At 46.4% G+C, this 17,143-nt stretch carries 13 protein-coding genes; 9 read left to right on the top strand and 4 right to left on the bottom strand.

All coding sequences use genetic code 11. The features are described from left to right. Positions 1–30: 30 nt before the first annotated feature. From B5M13_RS30435 to B5M13_RS30425, 3 genes are all read left to right on the top strand, one after another. A complete protein-coding gene (locus tag B5M13_RS30435; RefSeq protein ID WP_080059241.1) occupies positions 31–1,335 on the top strand; it encodes a site-specific integrase in 1,305 nt (434 codons plus the stop codon). A gap of 332 nt (positions 1,336–1,667) precedes the next feature. After that, positions 1,668–1,982, top strand: coding sequence for a helix-turn-helix domain-containing protein (locus B5M13_RS30430; RefSeq protein WP_080059240.1), 315 nt, complete (start codon positions 1,668–1,670; stop codon positions 1,980–1,982). A gap of 243 nt (positions 1,983–2,225) precedes the next feature. Then, a complete protein-coding gene (locus B5M13_RS30425; protein ID WP_080059239.1) occupies positions 2,226–2,630 on the top strand; it encodes a helix-turn-helix domain-containing protein in 405 nt (134 codons plus the stop codon). Positions 2,631–2,863: 233 nt separating this feature from the next. Here the strand turns inward: B5M13_RS30425 and B5M13_RS30420 are convergent, their stop codons facing one another. Then, a complete protein-coding gene (locus B5M13_RS30420) occupies positions 2,864–3,238 on the bottom strand; it encodes a winged helix-turn-helix transcriptional regulator (protein ID WP_080059238.1) in 375 nt (124 codons plus the stop codon). Between the two features lie 80 nt (positions 3,239–3,318). Between B5M13_RS30420 and B5M13_RS30415 the strand changes: the two genes are divergently transcribed. Both B5M13_RS30415 and B5M13_RS34325 read left to right on the top strand, forming a co-directional pair. Next, complete coding sequence (locus tag B5M13_RS30415) at positions 3,319–4,116, top strand: SDR family oxidoreductase (protein ID WP_080059236.1); 798 nt, start codon at positions 3,319–3,321, stop codon at positions 4,114–4,116. A 360-nt stretch (positions 4,117–4,476) separates the two neighbouring features. Next, positions 4,477–5,058, top strand: a complete 582-nt coding sequence (locus tag B5M13_RS34325; protein WP_245859570.1) for a ligand-binding sensor domain-containing protein — start codon at positions 4,477–4,479, stop codon at positions 5,056–5,058. A 937-nt stretch (positions 5,059–5,995) separates the two neighbouring features. Here B5M13_RS34325 and B5M13_RS30405 read toward each other — a convergent pair. Next, complete coding sequence (locus B5M13_RS30405) at positions 5,996–6,517, bottom strand: GreA/GreB family elongation factor (RefSeq protein WP_080059235.1); 522 nt, start codon at positions 6,515–6,517, stop codon at positions 5,996–5,998. A 283-nt stretch (positions 6,518–6,800) separates the two neighbouring features. Between B5M13_RS30405 and B5M13_RS30400 the strand changes: the two genes are divergently transcribed. Further along, entirely contained in the window at positions 6,801–7,838 is a 1,038-nt protein-coding gene (locus B5M13_RS30400) for a S66 family peptidase (RefSeq protein WP_080059233.1), read from the top strand. A 210-nt stretch (positions 7,839–8,048) separates the two neighbouring features. On the opposite strand, the gene B5M13_RS30395 is transcribed toward B5M13_RS30400, so the two are convergent. Both B5M13_RS30395 and B5M13_RS30390 read right to left on the bottom strand, forming a co-directional pair. Beyond that, positions 8,049–9,938: a heparinase II/III domain-containing protein gene (locus B5M13_RS30395; RefSeq protein ID WP_080059232.1), complete on the bottom strand. Its 1,890-nt coding sequence runs from the start codon at positions 9,936–9,938 to the stop codon at positions 8,049–8,051. Between the two features lie 245 nt (positions 9,939–10,183). Continuing rightward, positions 10,184–10,615: a PH domain-containing protein gene (locus B5M13_RS30390; protein ID WP_080059231.1), complete on the bottom strand. Its 432-nt coding sequence runs from the start codon at positions 10,613–10,615 to the stop codon at positions 10,184–10,186. A 260-nt stretch (positions 10,616–10,875) separates the two neighbouring features. Here B5M13_RS30390 and B5M13_RS30385 point away from each other — a divergent pair, with 260 nt between their 5' ends. From B5M13_RS30385 to B5M13_RS30375, 3 genes are all read left to right on the top strand, one after another. Further along, the gene (locus B5M13_RS30385; protein WP_080059230.1) at positions 10,876–12,831 is read left to right on the top strand and encodes a response regulator; all 1,956 of its coding nucleotides are present in this window, start codon (positions 10,876–10,878) and stop codon (positions 12,829–12,831) included. A gap of 153 nt (positions 12,832–12,984) precedes the next feature. Continuing rightward, entirely contained in the window at positions 12,985–15,057 is a 2,073-nt protein-coding gene (locus tag B5M13_RS30380) for a 7TM diverse intracellular signaling domain-containing protein (protein WP_080059229.1), read from the top strand. Between the two features lie 24 nt (positions 15,058–15,081). After that, positions 15,082–17,133 carry a sensor histidine kinase gene (locus B5M13_RS30375; RefSeq protein ID WP_080059228.1) on the top strand — a complete coding sequence of 684 codons (2,052 nt, stop codon included), beginning with the start codon at positions 15,082–15,084 and terminating at the stop codon, positions 17,131–17,133. Positions 17,134–17,143: the final 10 nt, after the last annotated feature.

Below are 17,143 nucleotides of genomic sequence, written 5' to 3'. Positions count from 1 at the left end.
CTTGGTCTTGACCAAACCAGGTAAGACTAAATGAAAACTGTTTCCGATCAGGATATAAAATTCCTGCTCAAAGAGACCCGCTCGGAGCGTCCAACCCTTATTAACCTCGTCTTTCGCTACAATAACGGCCGGTTTAAGACTTCCACGGGTTTAACGATCGAGCCGTTTCAATGGGATGCGGAGCGGCAACGGGCGTTTACCAATCAAAAATCTAGGGTAGCCCGTGAACCCTTCGAAACGATCAATGCCCAGCTCGAACGCTACCGATCGGCTTTAAAGACTGTGCTGAGCCGCTTACAACTGGCTAAGATTCCCTTTACTAATGAGCTGATCAAACAGCAACTCGATTCCGAGCTTGGCCGCCAAAAGAAAACCAGGGCTGAACCGAAGCTTACAGAAAAAGAAACGTTCACAGAATACATTTTGCGGTTTGTAGGCCTGGCTCAATCAGGCCTTCGACTCAATGCTCGTAGCACTCGTTATTCGGAGTTTACGCTAAAAGGCTATATCAAACTCAAACGATTACTAGAGCAGTACAGGGCTGAAACAGGAGCCTCTGTCGACTACGATGCCTTCAGCCTGGATTTTTATCATGCGTTTAAACTGTGGCTAACATCAAGAGGGCTCACGCTTAATTACGTGGGTTCGCTGATGAAGGACTTAAAAGTCCTCTTGAAACAGGCTCATGCCGATGGGCTGCACCATAACCTGATCTACCAGCACAAGGATTTTAAAAAGTTTTCAGAGGAGGTCGACAGCGTGTATCTGAACGATGAGGAGCTAACGCGTATATATCAACTTGACTTGTCTTCAACGCCAGGTTTGGATCGGGCCCGGGATCTGTTTCTGATTGGTTGCTATACCGGCCTTCGGTTTTCGGATTTCAGTCAGCTACGACCGGAGAATATTACCAATAATGGTCGCATTTTGACGCGAAAGACACTGAAAACCTCCGAGCGGGTTTCTATACCCCTTAACTCTAAAGTAGTCGCTATCCTGGCTAAATACGGCGGCATTTCCCCGAAGCCGATTACCAACCAGCGGCTGAATGATCATCTTAAAGAACTATGCAAACGGGCGGGACTAACCGATAGGGTAGAGGTAAGTAAGACGCGGGGAGGTACTAGCGAAACCCGGTATCCCGAGAAATGGGATTTGGTCGGGACCCATACGGCTCGCAGATCATTTGCTACGAATGCGTATCTGGCTAAAGTACCTCCTGTTTCGATTATGAAGATTACGGGGCATCGATCGGAGAAAATGTTGCTGAAGTACATCAAAATCTCATCGGAGCAGAATGCGCTACTGATGCTGGAGCATAGCCATTTTCAATAAGGACTAGCACTCTTCGGTAGTTAACAAGCAATCAATTTCTCCGTAACTTCATTTAAAATTGATAAGCTCGACTGATAGCTCAAAAAAATATTTTCTACCGAATACAAGAATTCATTGTATTTATTCAAGTTTTTTAATGGGAATGATTAAGCTTCATTAAGCTTGATTTTTCGGAGAGATCGATTGACTTCAACTCAAGTAAACTAAAATAAATCTAAAGACTTTGACGAAGGTAGATTGTCAGTTCGATGGAAGATTTTAGTGGAGTTTGAGTACGTGGAATTCACCTTTTTTTATATATTTATTTGTGCTGCATTTAATCAAACAGGATTATGTACGGCACACAAATTCTTATTCACCTCACCCCCGAGCAATTAGGCGATCTGGTCGAACAACGGATAGCCAAAGCGCTGGCCAGCTATACGCCACCACTCCCCGAAGGTTCCGATCTCCCCGAACTGCTGACCCGCAAGCAGACGGCTCAAAAATTACAAGTTTCGTTAACCACGCTGCATTTCTGGGCTAAAGATACCGATGAGAGACCCGCTATTCTAGTTCCGGTTAAAGCGAATAAACAGGTTCGCTACCGCCGGGCGGATGTACTGGCTGTACTCAAGGAGTCACGTCGCTTCAAATCCAGTAAATAATCTTTCAAACGTATAGTTCGCACCGGTATAAATACCTGTGATTGCCTATAACCACACCCTTTGAAAGAACTAACCCAGTACAGGAATGAGAGAGGCACCAAATCATAGTGAAAACAGTTCCGTACAATTTGCAGTATTCCCACGTATGAGCTGACGCAAGAATATATAAATGCAGAAGCCTTATTTGGAGTAGAGTTGCGATCGCTAAACAATCAAATTGCAAATGCTCGTTCGTATACTGATATGATAGAATGCACGGAACGTTATTTACTCAGAAAGCTAGGTTCCATCCGCCGTAATGTACAACCCGTTGATCGGATTGCCCGGCTGCTGCTCCACCAACCCACCCCATTTTCGTTGGATTGGTTAGCCAATCAGGCGAATCTAAGTTCTCGCCAGTTTGAACGAAAATTCAAGGAGCGTATGGGGATTGGCCCCAAATTGTTTAGCCGAATTGGTCGATTTTATCAGGCATTTACCGACAAAAACCTACATCCTGAGCATGACTGGCTGACAGTGGCTATTCAGTATGGTTATTCTGATTACTACCATCTGGCGAAGGATTTCCGACAGTTTAGTAACGTTACGCCCAATCTCATCCTTCAGCAGTATGCCCAACGCCCAGAACTCATTGTAGATCTGTTATAGTTCTTTTGGAGGTGTAGGATACGGACAATACTTGACCGTTATTAAAAAAGCTGTCCCGACAAACGCCCGAATAAAGATGCATATTGATGAGGACTAGGGGTTCGTCGCAGTTGAATGCGATTTCGCAAGAAATTAAATGTCCCCCAAGAGTAGTTAAGGACCAAATTTCTGGCCGAATAGAACAGATTTCTAATCCATAATCCCAGCCGCGCTAATGGCTGGTATAAGAAAGTTCAGTTTGTTCTTACCGACTCGCTCATACCTATAATTTGCCGGCGATGTTTCAAGCCAAAGTCAATCAGGGCCTCCAGAACGGGGCGTATCTCAATGGCATGCATAGTCAGTGCGTAGGAGACCGTAACCGGTTTGGTCGGATTGACCGTACGAGTAACCAATAGGTTTTCTTCCAATTCCTGTAATTCCTTAGAAAGTACTTTAGGCGTTATGCCCAGAGAAGTTTCCTGCAAGTCTTTGAACCGCATGGGGCCGCCATGATATAAATTCAGCAGGATGCAAAATTTCCATTTCCCACTGAGCAGCTCAATAGCATCCTTTAGCGCCAGAACCCGCTCAGTCTTATCTTCAGAATCACATTCAATGGTTGTCATAAATAGTCGCTATCCAAAAGGTAATTGATAGTAATTGTATAGTGAATATACAATAGGTTTGCCCCAAATTAAAATTACTTATGGAAAAGACAATCTTTATAACAGGTGCATCAGCAGGCATTGGCAAAGCAACCGCCAAACTCTTCGCTTCAAAGGGCTGGTATGTAATCGCTACTATGCGTAAGCCAGAAAAAGAGACTGAGCTTAATCAGATCGCAGGAATTACTCTACTGGCTTTGGATGTGACTGACTTAGAGCAGATCAATGAAACCACGCAAAAAGCGCTGGCGATGAGCCCAGTCGACGTCGTGTTTAACAACGCCGGATACAGTGTACTTGGTGCCCTGGAGGCCACCACTGATCAACAATTGGTGGCCCAGATGGAGACCAATTTTTTGGGTACAGTCCGCGTTACAAAAGCCTTTATTCCGAGTTTTAGAGAACGCGGAACGGGCTTGTTTATTAATACAACTTCATCGGCGGGACTGATGGCTTTTCCTATGAGTTCGATGTACGACGCCAGCAAGTGGGCATTGGAGGGGTGGGCCGAGAGTCTGTCGTATGAGTTGGGCCAGTTTGGCATTGGCATCAAAAATATTGAACCGGGGATGGTGGCTACTGATATGGGGGAGCGAACCATTTTACCGTCTCACCCGGCCTATGATGACTTGGCCAGAAAGTTTTTTGCGGCCATTAGTAATTCCCATTATTCCACGGCTGAGCAAATTGCCGAAGTGGTGTATGAAGCGGCCACCGACGGGACGGATCGGTTGCGCTATGTTTGTGGTGACGATGCCAACACCATGTACACGCAGCGTCTGGCAGGTGGCGATGAAGCATTTCGAAAAGGGATCAGGCAACTGATGATGGCCGATTAGGTCAACCGATAGATCACCTGTTTTTGATTGAGACATCAGGCAGTTCTTGAGGTCCAAGGCAGCCATGAGAACGTGAAAGGCATTCTTGTCACGTTCTCATGGCTAATTCATGGTATCGTATAACGTCCCAATAACAAAGCAGGTATTTGAATCTTCCTTCGTCTCAGGCGGGAGCGTTAATATAAGACAGTTGTATAGGCCACACTGCACACAGACAAAAATACTCAAAGTAAGTAAAGGCTGCCTTTATCTTTCTTTAACACTCATTAACAAGCCATTAACTAAAGGGCAATACAAAACCAACTAGGTTTGCGGCCCACCGCTGCGGTTAAATCCATTGGGCCATTAAACGAAATACGGATGAAGTACGTACTCCTATATGCATTAGTCTTGCTGGTTGCTGGTTACTCGTCCAGTAAAGCACTCACCAAAAATGACCTGCCAAAAGACACAATCAAGGCCAAATCCAAACAGCTAAGTACAGCCTATGGATCTAGCCATATCACGCGTACCATCAAGCAAGATCGAAAGGGCAATATTTGGCTAGCAACCTTTGGTGGGGTGTATCGATATGATGGAAAATCGTTTACCAATGTGACCAGCCAAGTGAGTTCGGCCCATTTTTTTTCGGTTTTAGAAGATCGAAAAGGGAATTTCTGGTTTAGTACTGTTGGCGAAGGGGTTTATTATTACGATGGCAAGTCCTTTCAACATTTTACCACTAAGGAGGGGCTTGCCAGTAATGGGGTTTTTGATATTTACGAAGATAAAGCGGGGACTATTTGGTTCGGTACGGGAGAAGGAGCCAGCCGGTACGATGGCAAATCCTTTCGAACTTATAAGATGCATGAAGGTCTACCTTTAACATCGGACGAAAGACGCTTCCTGAAGGATGATAATGATGTTAATTCGATTATTGAAGATAAAACCGGGAAATTTTAGTTTACCACCAGGGGCAATGTCTATAGTTATGACGGAAAAACATTTACCGTTCTCACTCATGACGGCGCTCCGTTTATCAATGTTCGTAGGATCATCGAAGATAAAAAAGGGGCTATCTGGCTGGGGAGCCCGTATGGGCTTTGGCGCTATGACGGCAGTAGCTTTACCAATTTCACCGAACGTGGAGTTGCGTATGTCTATGAAGATAGAAAAGGAGCCATCTGGACGAGTTCACTAACCAACTGGGGTTGGTCACTTTTTCGGTATGATGGAGAAACCTTATCAACCAAAAATCCCACGGTAACCGAAGTAGAATTAGACTTTGATGATACTAAAACCATGCTTTTTGGGATTTTAGAGGCTACTGATGGCAGAATTTGGTTCGGCTCAGGTGGGGCGTATCGGTATGATGGAAAGAGCATTACCGACTTTAAGAAGAAAGAGATTAACTAAAAGATGTATCGCTGTCTCTTTAAACTCCCGTTTCTACAAGTCAGCCTGTTTAAGTCTAAAATGATACCTGTGGAAGTTGACTGCTGTCGTAAACTGCCATTCGCACTGGCTACCTGGTTACTAATCAACGTCTCAATCGTACTGCTGTAGTTAAGTTAATGATGCATTGCAGACTTGCCAAATGACAGCGACGGTGAACCGTGGATTTTCCGGACCCGCAACAGCGTCGCGGTGGCCCATCACCCGTGCCTGTGCCGTACCAAACGGCAAAGCGGTCCGGTGATCTTCAGCGACCTAATGGGCAGCACGAAACTGACTCATAACACTGGCTTTAAGGAAAGCCTCATCTGGTGAATCCAACGGCTGCGGGTCTGGCTGATTGAGCAGCAGATTCGGGTACTGAACATTGCGGGGGAGACGGGCCAGTCGATTGATGTCAGCGCGACTAGAGCAGTATAGGCAACTACTAGTCAATGCCTTATAGTCAGGCCATTTCGTAGGTGATACCTACAATTTCTAGTAGTTGCTGACCAGCTCCAGCCGGCCATACCACCGTGTCACCAAGTCGTTTTCCCTGTATGGCGCGTGCCAGAGGAGCCGTGAAGGCAATTAGTCCCTGGCTAGCATTGGCTTGATCAACGCCTACAATGGTCAAGCGCCGTTCCATCCCCGCTAATTTTCCCATTTGGGTTCTTAGAACAACTGTAGCCCCAAAGCGAATGCTGTCCTGCTGCTGAGAGTCGACTACTTTAGCACTAGAAATACGCTGATTTAGATTGGCGATACGCCCATTGAGTAAGGCCAGTTGGCGGCTACGCTCTTTTTCATCATCGCCGATAGCCGCTTGCCAATGGGCGCGCTCGGTTTCCAACTCAATCAGTTCAGTGCGCAGTAGCTCAAGACCTTTGGGCGTAACATAATTGGGCGTACCGGGAGGTAAAGGGGCGCGTGCCGGAATAACAACAGGCGCATCCGCCGTTTCATTTTTCAAAAAAGCACTGCTCATAAGCGACGTACTAGAGAAGCATTTAGCTCTCTAATAAAAACAACCTTGTTGGTTGAATTGTTCTCAGGCAAATCAACTCGCTACTTCCCCGGTAATAGTTTTTGTTACCGTTCTTTTGCGTTCAGTGGAAAGGTACCAGCGGCCCGGATTATGCGTCTCAGGTGGGAGCGTTTAACGAGACGTTGTTCCATACCATTTAGCTTGATCCTTCGTACTTTGGCGATCAGTTAACAGGGTCGACAACACCGTTTTATTTAACTAAGCCGGTAGGCTGTGAAAATTCATGAGCTTCGTTAAACCAAAGGCCTTGAAACCCGGCGATAAAGTCGCCACCATTTCCCTTTCCTGGGGAGGAGCAGGCGAGCTACCCGAGCGCTATCAACAAGGAAAGCGACAGTTACAAGCTACATTTGGGGTAGAGGTTGTTGAAACTACACATGCCTTAAAATCGGCTCAGTGGATCTACCAAAACCCGCAAGCACGAGCCCAGGATTTAATGGAAGCCTTTGCCGATCCATCCATAAAAGCCATTATTTCTATGATTGGTGGAGACGACAGTTGTCGTATCTTACCCTATGTTGATGTCGAGATTATTCGACAAAATCCGAAAATATTTCTGGGCTTTTCCGATAGCACCATCACGCATTTTCTTTGTTTAAAAGCGGGGCTATCCTCCTTTTATGGTACGTCCTTACTGGTTGGTTTTGCCGAAAACGGGGGTATGCATCCCTATCAGATTGCCGATATTAACCGAACGCTGTTTTCAGGGGAGGTGATTGGCCAGGTAACACCCAATGAGATGGGGTGGACATCGGAACTGCTGGACTGGTCAGATTTGTCCTTACAAAACAGAAAACGCAAGTTAGAAGCTAATCCTGGGTGGAATTTTCTGCAAGGTCAGACAAGCGTGCAGGGCCGGTTGATGGGAGGCTGTATGGAGGTATTAGAAATGCTAAAAGGCACACCATTCTGGCCCGACCAAGAACGGTGGACCAACTCGATTTTATTTTTTGAAACCTCCGAGGCTAGGCCAGCCCCTGACTCTTTTCGGTGGTGGCTACGGAATTATGCTCAGCAAGGTATCTTGACCAGGGCGAATGGCATTATTTTGGGTAGGCCTGATAACAACGCTTACGTAAAGGAATATAATGATGAACTACTCAAGGTGCTCCACGAAGAGGATTTACCGACTATGCCTGTTATCACGGAAATGGACTTTGGCCATACCTGCCCAGTTTTTAGCCTCCCTTACGGGGCCATGGCTCAAATTGACTGTAGCTCGAAAACGTTTAGTATCCTAGAAAGCGGTGTTGAAGAGTAAACACCCCATTTAGGAGCAAATGCACAAAGTTTTCATCGTCTCAAAGTGGAGCGTATTTTGAGAATAAATATCTCGTGGCTACAACGTTGAGAGACCTCCAACTTTCAGAAGATTTAGGCTGATATACTAAACCTTCTCTACACAATCGGCGGAAATACCACTATTACAAATAGTGAGTTGCCATTAAACCAGCTTGTTTTCTTTGATGACTTAGTTATGGGGCCAATCAGATAGAGGGATAATACTTGAGGGAGCTCCTAACCCATTAGTACCAGGAAGTAGCCTGACCCGCCAGGATTGTTTGGTGTGAGGAGGAACTTTCACCTCAAAACCAATCAGCAAGGTGCCGGCATTGGTTGAATCATATTCATAGCGAGGCCCCGTTGACCAGGTTTGCATCTTCACCTTAACGGAAGAATCAACGACTAAACCTAACTGTTTGCCCGATTGCTGTAACACTATCTGCTGATCATCAATCACCTGTATCTGAGCCGCCGTTACCATGGCCCAACGTAATATCGTTTCCTTTTCGCCCGTTTCCACCTCATCCTGAACCAGCAAATACTGATTATCGATAATGGCTACTCCTCGCTTCGCACTTACTAACAAGTCGGGATACAGTTCTTTCAAATCAGTAACGGCATTCAGGAATGACGGTTGATCCGAAGAACTGATAATCGACGCATAGCCACTAGTCGATTGAGGGAGATAATTAGCCGTCAGGGTGCTATGGGCCATATTCGAATTACGAAAGACCAGCCAACGAGCGGCATTAGGTCCCGTATCATGCATGTTGGTTCCAGCTAGTACCAGCGAATCTGTATTTTGATAGCCTAAATCGATCCCCCAACGCTCGCCTTGAGCCTCGATGATAAAAGAGCCCACATCCATATGAGCGCCCCGAAGTGAAGGGCTTCCTGCTTTCAAGCCGATAAACAGGGGCTGTGGGTCACTCCAGGAGCTACGAAGGGAGGCTACGGGCATCGCACCGTTATCAAACCAGACCTTAGTAGGTGGCTGCAGGGGTTTGGTCCAAGTCTGATCATAGCTCCAAAGTAGAATAGCCGGTAGTAATGCTTCATGCTGCCAGCTGGCCACTGGCTGATTGGAGAACCAATTACGTTCCCAAGCGCCAAACTCATGCGTGTTTGGAAGCCGAGCTAGCCAAAACAAACTGGGTTGAACGGGAGCCGCCAGGGAGGATTCTCCATAATTGAAACAACGACCCGAGGGAGCTCGCATCTGTAAACCATACGCACTGGTGTTGACAAAGCCGGTCGGTTTCAATAAACCGAAGTCCGTTTTAAACTCCTTCTGCAAGGCACTAATCAATAGAGCTGTAAAGTTGGTTGCATCACTCCAGGCGGAGTAGCCATACGGATAAGCTCCATGGGGTGCGTAGAGAGCCAATAATTGATCAGTAGAGCGAATGGCTTGATTTAAACAAGCGTGAGCCAATAATAGCTTTGACTCGTAAATGGCTAACGCTCCGTAGGCAAGAGCGGTATTGGCCATCTGCTTTTGGGTATCGGTGGGTGGTGTCCAACTGCTATCACTGGGAGCCATGATAGCTTGTAGCCCTTTTTCGGCAATGGTTTTTTGCACGAAGATTCGCTCCTTAGGGGTTAAGTTGGGGTATAGCCAATCAAAGGCCAGCGAAGTAGCCACTGTAATTTGGGCCACAACATCCAGCCGTTCTCGATTCCACTGAGCGAGAATTAGCGTATGCCAGAGTTCACTTTTTGCCCGCTGGAAGTAAGTCTCTTTACCGGTTAATCGCCAGCCATACGACAAGACAAACAACCGTCGTAAAGCCTCCCGGACATCCCGATCTTGGAAGCGTTCCACTCGTAAGGCGCTTAAGGCCGTCCGTCGGATTGGCACTAAACTATCACATTGGGCGATGAGGCCCTGATGAATACGAGCCAGCGTTGAATCGGACTGAATAGCCTTCAAAAGAAGTTGTTCTTCTGCTTTAGGCAGTAATAATCGGGGATGGTCTGATAAAGTGACCCCCAAACTAATCGAATCGGGTTGAGCCAGCAGCAACAAGGGACACAGGAGAATCCAAATCAACAATACAGGGACGGAGGCTTTCATGATCGAATAGTTTACTGGCTAACCACCTGTAGGGACAAACTAATACTCAGAAGATAACTAGCTATCAGGTCCTTGAACGAAAATACATAATTACAATATTTTCCCGATTGGCAATGTCGATTGCGCTAGTCATGACTTCGCCTGACAGTATATCCGTCTCCTAAATGGCCCCAATTTCGGATACTCAAATCACTCTTCGTCTCATTGATGAGCGTTTTTGCGATACTCCTACTGTTGAAGTTAACCTAAGCTCTTCCTTCAGCGCGTGTTCTTTTTAGCTGAACCTCAATGTCCGGCTTTTGATGGAGAAGTTCAGCGATGAAGCTCATCTTGTCAGTAGGAGAGATGAGCACACTATCGAAGCGATTATAAACTACTTCAAGTCGATCCAGCGAAAGAGCGGGGGAACTAAGGGGGCTTCGGGTTTCGATGATTTTTTTGATGGAAGCAACGGGCACCTGTTTATGAAAGAAAAAGTCGGATTGAATGTTGAGGGTGTTTTTGTCCAGTTTATAGCGTGTCGTCATAAACAAGTGCAGGATCAGCAGTGACACCACCAAAATAATACCTACTCCTGCCCAAAGCCCTTTGTAGGCCATCAAGCTACCCAAACCAACAAATAAGCCAGCTAAAGGAATAGCTAGTTCAAGTCCTACTTTTGATGGATACGTTTTCATCGTTTTCTCATTGTCATCCTTCCGCAGGAGTAAGATAGGAAGAAAGCGGCAACATTTGTATGGCTATGAATAAAATATGATTAATTATTCGTCCCAAGATGGAGGGTTTTCTGAGAATAAACCTTTTAGGGCACGAGTCAGATAGTTCACTAAATGCCCAACCCAATCATAGGGCATACACCTGTTGTTTACTATTGCTTTAGTTACGTAGCTGAGTAGTTTTGCTGAGTTAAGACTTTGTAACGTAAATTTAGTTATTGATGAAAACCAAAATTCTATTGGTCGATGACGAAGATGATCTGGAAATCCTATTTAAGCAGCTTTTCCGGCGACAAATTCAAACCAAGCAGTATGAATTTTTTTATGTTCGTGATGGACAGGAAGCATTGTCTGTTATCGAGCAATACCCCGACATTGATGTTGTCTTAAGTGATATTCATATGCCGGGAATGGATGGACTGACGCTCCTGACAAAGCTCTCCAATAGCCATCCAATGATCCGGACCGTGATGGTAACGGCGTTTGGCGATATGAATAACATTCGAACGGCGATGAACCTAGGGGCTTTTGACTTTATTACCAAGCCAGTCAACTATAAAGACCTGCTAGCAACCCTGGAAAAGACGATTCGGCATGTTAATCAGTTGCGGGAAACGGCCGAGTTGAAAGCCGTTGACGAAATGAAGACCCGTTTTTTTGCCAACATCACCCATGAACTTCGGGCGCCCCTTACGCTCATTGTCTCACCAGTAGACCAGCTACTAGAATCATCAGACCTACCGGCTCCTTATCAGAAGCAGTTGTCATCAGTTCGGCGAAATGCCTTACAGTTACTCAGGCTCATTAACCAGTTATTAGACATTAATAAACTGGAAGCCCAGCAAATGGATCTAGTGAATGAAGTAGGAGACTTACCCAGTTTTGTCGGTCAAATTGTGGAGTTGTTTCGTCCATCGACCGATATTAAACAATTGGCACTGACCTACCAGACAGACATGCCACCGGGTAATTATCTGTTCGATGCCGGTAAATGGGAAAAAATCCTCTTCAATTTGCTATCGAACGCCATTAAGTTTACAGAAACGGGGGAGATTAGTATTAGCCTCAACCAGACCTCCCAGTCGGCTCAATTAACCATCAGCGATACAGGCATTGGTATTCCGGCCGATAAACTACCCTATATCTTTAACCGCTTCTACCAGGCCGATAGCTCGCGAACCAAGTCCTACGAGGGAACTGGTATTGGGTTAGCCCTGGTCAATAATCTGATCGCGCGGATGGGTGGTACAATCAACGTTCGAAGTTGTGTAGAAGGGGGCGAAGGACTCTCAGGAACCGAGTTCAGGATAGAGCTACCGGTTCAGCAAACCAGTGGTTATCAGGAGGCCCTACAACTAGTAGCACCCACAGCAAAAATTGACCTACTCCATGCCGTAAATCAGGATGTTACCTCTCTGCATGGAGAGCGCTCACCGTTAATTCTGGTCGTTGAGGATAATACAGAGCTGCGCGAGTTTATGGTGGCCGAACTGGCCACTACCTATCGAATTCGTTCGGCGGCCAATGGCTATGAAGGGTGGCTACTGGCGCAAGAAGAGCTACCCGATGTAATAATAGCCGATTTGCTGATGCCTCGAATGGATGGCTACTCGCTCATCGAACAGGTACGAAATGATCCGGCAACCGATCATATCGCTATCATCCTGCTAACAGCCAGTGTTGAATCCGATAGCCGACGGAAAGGCTTTGAATATGGTGCTGATGAGTACGTAACCAAGCCATTCAATGTTGGCGAGCTACGGCTACGCCTACGTAATTTACTGAACCGTCAACAAAAACTGCGGGATCAATATCGGCAGCAGTTTGCTCAGGCTAACCCAGTAGCTCCCTTGGCAACGGTGCAGGATCAATTTCTTCGCCGGTTATACCAACTCATTGAGGATCGCCTAGATGATTCTTCGCTGACTGTTGAATGGTTAGCCACTCAACTAGCCGTTAGTCAAAAGACGCTTTACCTGAAAGTACAGTCGCTCATACAACTTTCTCCCAATGAAGTCATTCGACAGTATCGACTTCGCAAAGCGATTGATTTACTCAAAGCAGGTCACAACGCATCCGAAACCGCCTATCTGGTGGGCTTTGAGTCACCCTCTTATTTCGCAAGGGTTTTTAAGGATTTTTATCAGCAAACCCCAACAAGTTATCTGAGAAATTGATTGCTGGACACAGCGATGTTAACGCCTAATGCAAGGGTTTATGAAGAATCTTAATGAACTCATTTTTAATTAGAAACAGTATATTTATAAAAAGAGAAGCATCTGGGGTAGGTAAGTACAACTACTTATATTTGCCATTACCAACCACCGTACATGAAACCTTTACTATTCACTCTCTTCCTCTTGTTATTGGTGGATCCTGTTCAGGCGCAATCCGTGACTCTGAACGACCCGAATCAAACTTACTTCATTTTTGAGCACTGTACCGTGCTAGAGGTAAAGCCTGGCACAGTCACCATCGACTCGCTGCTGCGCCATCCCGAACATTATCAGTTTGTGTCGGTGAAGAAAAAGCCGCTTAAGCCGGAGGCTGAGAAAGACTATGAAGGAAAGAAAGATGTCTGGTTGCGGGTCGAGCTGACCAATCGAACCCATGCCAACGTGCTGTTGCAATTTCTCATGCTTATTGAGAATCATGTGGTGGTTTACGAAGTGGCCAATCGGCATTTGCTGCATCAGCAGATGTTCAGCGGGATGGGAGCAACTATAAATCCCAACGAAACCTTTCAGCAAAAACGCCTTATCTTCCCTCTACGTATCCCCAACGGGCAAAGCCATACGCTGTATGTGTACGTAGCTCGGTTTACATGGCCCACCCTGCACATTACGGCTCAATCCGTTTGGACATTACAGCAAACACTTTATAGCGAAGACCTGATGGTAGGCCTTTTTATGGGCTTCATTCTGATGATCTTAATCTACAGTTTGCTGCTATTTGTACGGCTGGGTGAGTGGGTTAATGTGATTTATGTAGTATGGATTCTGTTGGTTGCCTGGACCATGTTGGAAACCACAAACCAAGTGCCCAACCTATCGCCAGCCTTACACAATATTCACGCTATCATTAACAATCATAAGGTCTTTTGGATTGAACTGGTGCATACCCTGTTCGCCCTGTCTTTTTTGCAGATACGCCAGCGATCCCGAGGCTTATATCGGGTAAGCTGGTTGGTGATCGCTTTCTACGGTGTTTCTATTGTTCTGAAATTAATCAATCAAGGGTTTATCATGCTACCTTTCTTAGCTATGGTGCTTGATGGATTGTACAGTATTGTGGCCGGTATGGTCATTTATCGTCGAGGGGTCAAACCGGCCCTTTACTTTGTAATCGGAAATATCGTTTTCTATATAGGCCAGTACGTTTACATAATGACCTCGTATGGACTCTACCCGATAACGTTCTGGACCTATAACAGCTATTATTTCTCCGCCTTTGGCGAAATTCTGCTCTTCACGCTGGGGCTTTCCTACAAAGTAAATCTTCTCAAAAAGCATCAGGACGAAGCCATACAAGAGCAACTGCGGCTCACCCAAGAGAACCAAATCCTCATCGAAACCCAGAACCGGGTACTGGAAGAAAAAGTCGAGCAGCGCACCGCTGAACTCCGTGCCTCCCAGGCACAACTCATCCAAAAAGAGAAACTCGCCAGCCTGGGTGAGCTAACCGCCGGTATTGCCCACGAGATTCAAAACCCGCTCAACTTCGTCAATAACTTCTCCGAAGTGAGTAACGAACTAGTGGAGGAACTGGAGCAAGAAGTCGATGCTGGACATGCCGAGGAGGTGAAAGCCATTACAAGCGATCTGCGCCAGAACCTACAAAAAGTCTCTCATCATGGCCGACGAGCCAGTGCCATCGTCCAGGGCATGCTCGAACACTCCCGTACCAGTACCGGTGAGCCAACCCCCACCAACCTCAATCAACTCGCTGGTGAATACCTGCGGCTGGCTTATCAGGGGCAACAGGCCAAGAACAATGCCTTTACGGTTTCGATCCAAACGAATTTTGATACGAATCTGATCTCCGTAAATGTGGTAGCTCAGGATATAGGTCGGGTGCTGTTGAATCTCTACAACAATGCCTTCTATGCGGTTGGGCAGCGAGCCAAGCAGGACAAAGACGGTTACCAACCAACGGTTTGGGTCAGTACCCGACAAGAGCCGGGAAAGGTGATGATCTGTGTAAAAGACAATGGTACGGGCATTTCCAAAGCCATCGAGGACAAGATTTTCCAGCCCTTCTTCACCACTAAGCCTACCGGAGAAGGCACAGGTCTGGGCCTCAGCCTGAGTTATGACATTGTAACCAAGGGGCACAGTGGAACGATGACGGTGGAGAGTGTGGAAGGTGAGGGCCCCCAGTTTGTCATTACGTTGCCTTGTTAGTACAAAATCATAACCCCACCAATCATGAAGCGACTTTTACCGCTACAACTGCTACTCATCAGCTACCTGACCCACGCCCAGCCGCTGGTGTTAAACGACCCCAATCAGTCGTATCCTCTCTTTGAGCAGTTTTCGGCGCTCGAAGTTAGGCCCGGTACAGTGTCTATCGACTCTCTGTTGCAACAACCCGATAGATACCGCTTCACGCCCATCAAACAGCAAGGCCTAACGGTTGGCCATTCTTACTGGTTGCGGCTGGAACTAACCAACACGACTCACCAGCTTTTCGCGCTGCGTATTTTCCTGTTGAGCTTTAACCGGATGATTCTCTACGAAACTGATAACAAGCGAGTAATTAACCAGCGGGATTTAGCCTTGCTGGTTACCGACACGACGGATTACTTCCAACATAGCAAACGCCTGTGGACCCTGCATCTGGGTCAAGGGCGAACTCACACAGTCTATGTCTACATCGATCAAATCTGGGCAACAACCTTACCTATTTATGCTCAGGCCAACCTGTTGCTGCTCAGAGAAAGCCATCGCGAAGATTTACTCTACGGGTTCTTCTATGGCTTTGTGCTGATTGTGATGTTATATAGCCTAATTCTGTTTATGCGTCTGGGTGACCGGGATAATTTACTGTATGCGATCTGGGTATTCCTGACTGGTTTTGGGATCAGTCTTAGTTCTGGCCAGGAAGTTGAATTATCGTCCCAGACGCACAATCTGTATTTTACGTTTAACCCTGTTATCATTCCACTTGTTGGGCTAATCCATTTATTATTTCTAATATTCTTTTTGCCACTTCGCCGTGTAGCAAGGGGCTGGTACAAATTCGGGTTGGTATTAGGAGGCTTTTATATTTTTACTGCTGTCGCTCAACTGGCTTTAATTATTCTAAACAATCAGTATCCAAACCCTGGACCTCTACTTACACTTATAGACGGCTTATTCAGCCTTTTCATCGGATTAGTAGCTTATAGGAAGGGGTTCAGACCTGCGCTGTATATCGTCATCGGTACAGTTGTATTATACGGTTTCGGATGGAATTATGTTCTGCTACTCTTTAATAAGGTTCCCTTCAATTTCTGGACGTTCAACAGTATGGCAATCGGGTCCGGTCTTGAGATTCTGATTTTTACACTCGCTATGGGAAGCAAAGTCAACCTCCTCAAACAACATCAGGATGAAGCCATTCAGGAACAACTCCGCTTAACCCAGGAGAACCAAACGCTGATCGAAACTCAAAACCGGGTGCTGGAAGAAAAAGTCGAAGAACGCACCGCACAGCTAAAAGCCTCTCAGGCCCAACTCATTCAGAAAGAAAAACTCGCCAGCCTGGGCGAACTCACCGCTGGTATTGCTCATGAGATTCAGAACCCCTTGAACTTCGTCAATAACTTCGCCGAGGTTAGTTCCGAGTTGGTTGAAGAGCAGAAACAAGCCCTGATCGATGGTGACCTGGATGAAGCTGGCTTTATTGCCGATGATCTGCGCCAGAACCTCACCAAAATCGCCCATCATGGCCGACGAGCCAGTGCCATTGTCAAAGGCATGCTGGAGCATTCGAATGGAGACTCTGGCGAAAAACAGGAAACCGACCTGATCCGACTTACCGAAGAGTGCTATAAAATTGCCTTTCAGGGCTACCGTTCCAAACATCAGGACTTTAGCTGTGAACTGCAGACCAGCTTCCAGCCTGACTCCTTACCTATTCAGGTAATCACTCAGGACATGGGTCGAGTCTTGATTAACCTGTTGAACAACGCTTTCTACTCAGTTCATAAACGAAGCCAGCAGCAAAAAGTGGGCTACACCCCTCAAATTGAGTTGTGTATTGAAGCACATAATGGGCATATTGAACTACGTATAAAGGATAACGGCACGGGGATTCCCGACGCCATCAAACCGAAAATCTTCCAGCCTTTTTTCACCACCAAGCCTACGGGCGAGGGCACGGGTTTGGGCCTGAGTCTGAGTTATGACATTGTGACCAAAGGCCATGGAGGCACGATGACGGTGGAGAGCCAGGAAGGGGAAGGAACTCAGTTTATCATTACGCTGCCCTGTTGATCTATACACA

The organism is Spirosoma aerolatum, assembly GCF_002056795.1.
Lineage (GTDB): Bacteria > Bacteroidota > Bacteroidia > Cytophagales > Spirosomataceae > Spirosoma > Spirosoma aerolatum.
This window is presented reverse-complemented; position numbering and strand designations above follow the sequence as displayed.

Excerpts from the sequence above, each read along its gene's own strand:
- B5M13_RS30420 (WP_080059238.1), bottom strand. The coding sequence starts at position 3,238 with ATGACAACCATTGAATGTGATTCTGAAGATAAGACTGAGCGGGTTCTG.
- B5M13_RS30390 (WP_080059231.1), bottom strand. The coding sequence starts at position 10,615 with ATGAAAACGTATCCATCAAAAGTAGGACTTGAACTAGCTATTCCTTTA.
- B5M13_RS30400 (WP_080059233.1), top strand. The coding sequence starts at position 6,801 with ATGAGCTTCGTTAAACCAAAGGCCTTGAAACCCGGCGATAAAGTCGCC.
- B5M13_RS30435 (WP_080059241.1), top strand. The coding sequence starts at position 31 with ATGAAAACTGTTTCCGATCAGGATATAAAATTCCTGCTCAAAGAGACC.
- B5M13_RS30385 (WP_080059230.1), top strand. The coding sequence starts at position 10,876 with ATGAAAACCAAAATTCTATTGGTCGATGACGAAGATGATCTGGAAATC.
- B5M13_RS30425 (WP_080059239.1), top strand. The coding sequence starts at position 2,226 with ATGATAGAATGCACGGAACGTTATTTACTCAGAAAGCTAGGTTCCATC.
- B5M13_RS30380 (WP_080059229.1), top strand. The coding sequence starts at position 12,985 with ATGAAACCTTTACTATTCACTCTCTTCCTCTTGTTATTGGTGGATCCT.
- B5M13_RS30415 (WP_080059236.1), top strand. The coding sequence starts at position 3,319 with ATGGAAAAGACAATCTTTATAACAGGTGCATCAGCAGGCATTGGCAAA.
- B5M13_RS30405 (WP_080059235.1), bottom strand. The coding sequence starts at position 6,517 with ATGAGCAGTGCTTTTTTGAAAAATGAAACGGCGGATGCGCCTGTTGTT.
- B5M13_RS30375 (WP_080059228.1), top strand. The coding sequence starts at position 15,082 with ATGAAGCGACTTTTACCGCTACAACTGCTACTCATCAGCTACCTGACC.
- B5M13_RS30430 (WP_080059240.1), top strand. The coding sequence starts at position 1,668 with ATGTACGGCACACAAATTCTTATTCACCTCACCCCCGAGCAATTAGGC.
- B5M13_RS34325 (WP_245859570.1), top strand. The coding sequence starts at position 4,477 with ATGAAGTACGTACTCCTATATGCATTAGTCTTGCTGGTTGCTGGTTAC.
- B5M13_RS30395 (WP_080059232.1), bottom strand. The coding sequence starts at position 9,938 with ATGAAAGCCTCCGTCCCTGTATTGTTGATTTGGATTCTCCTGTGTCCC.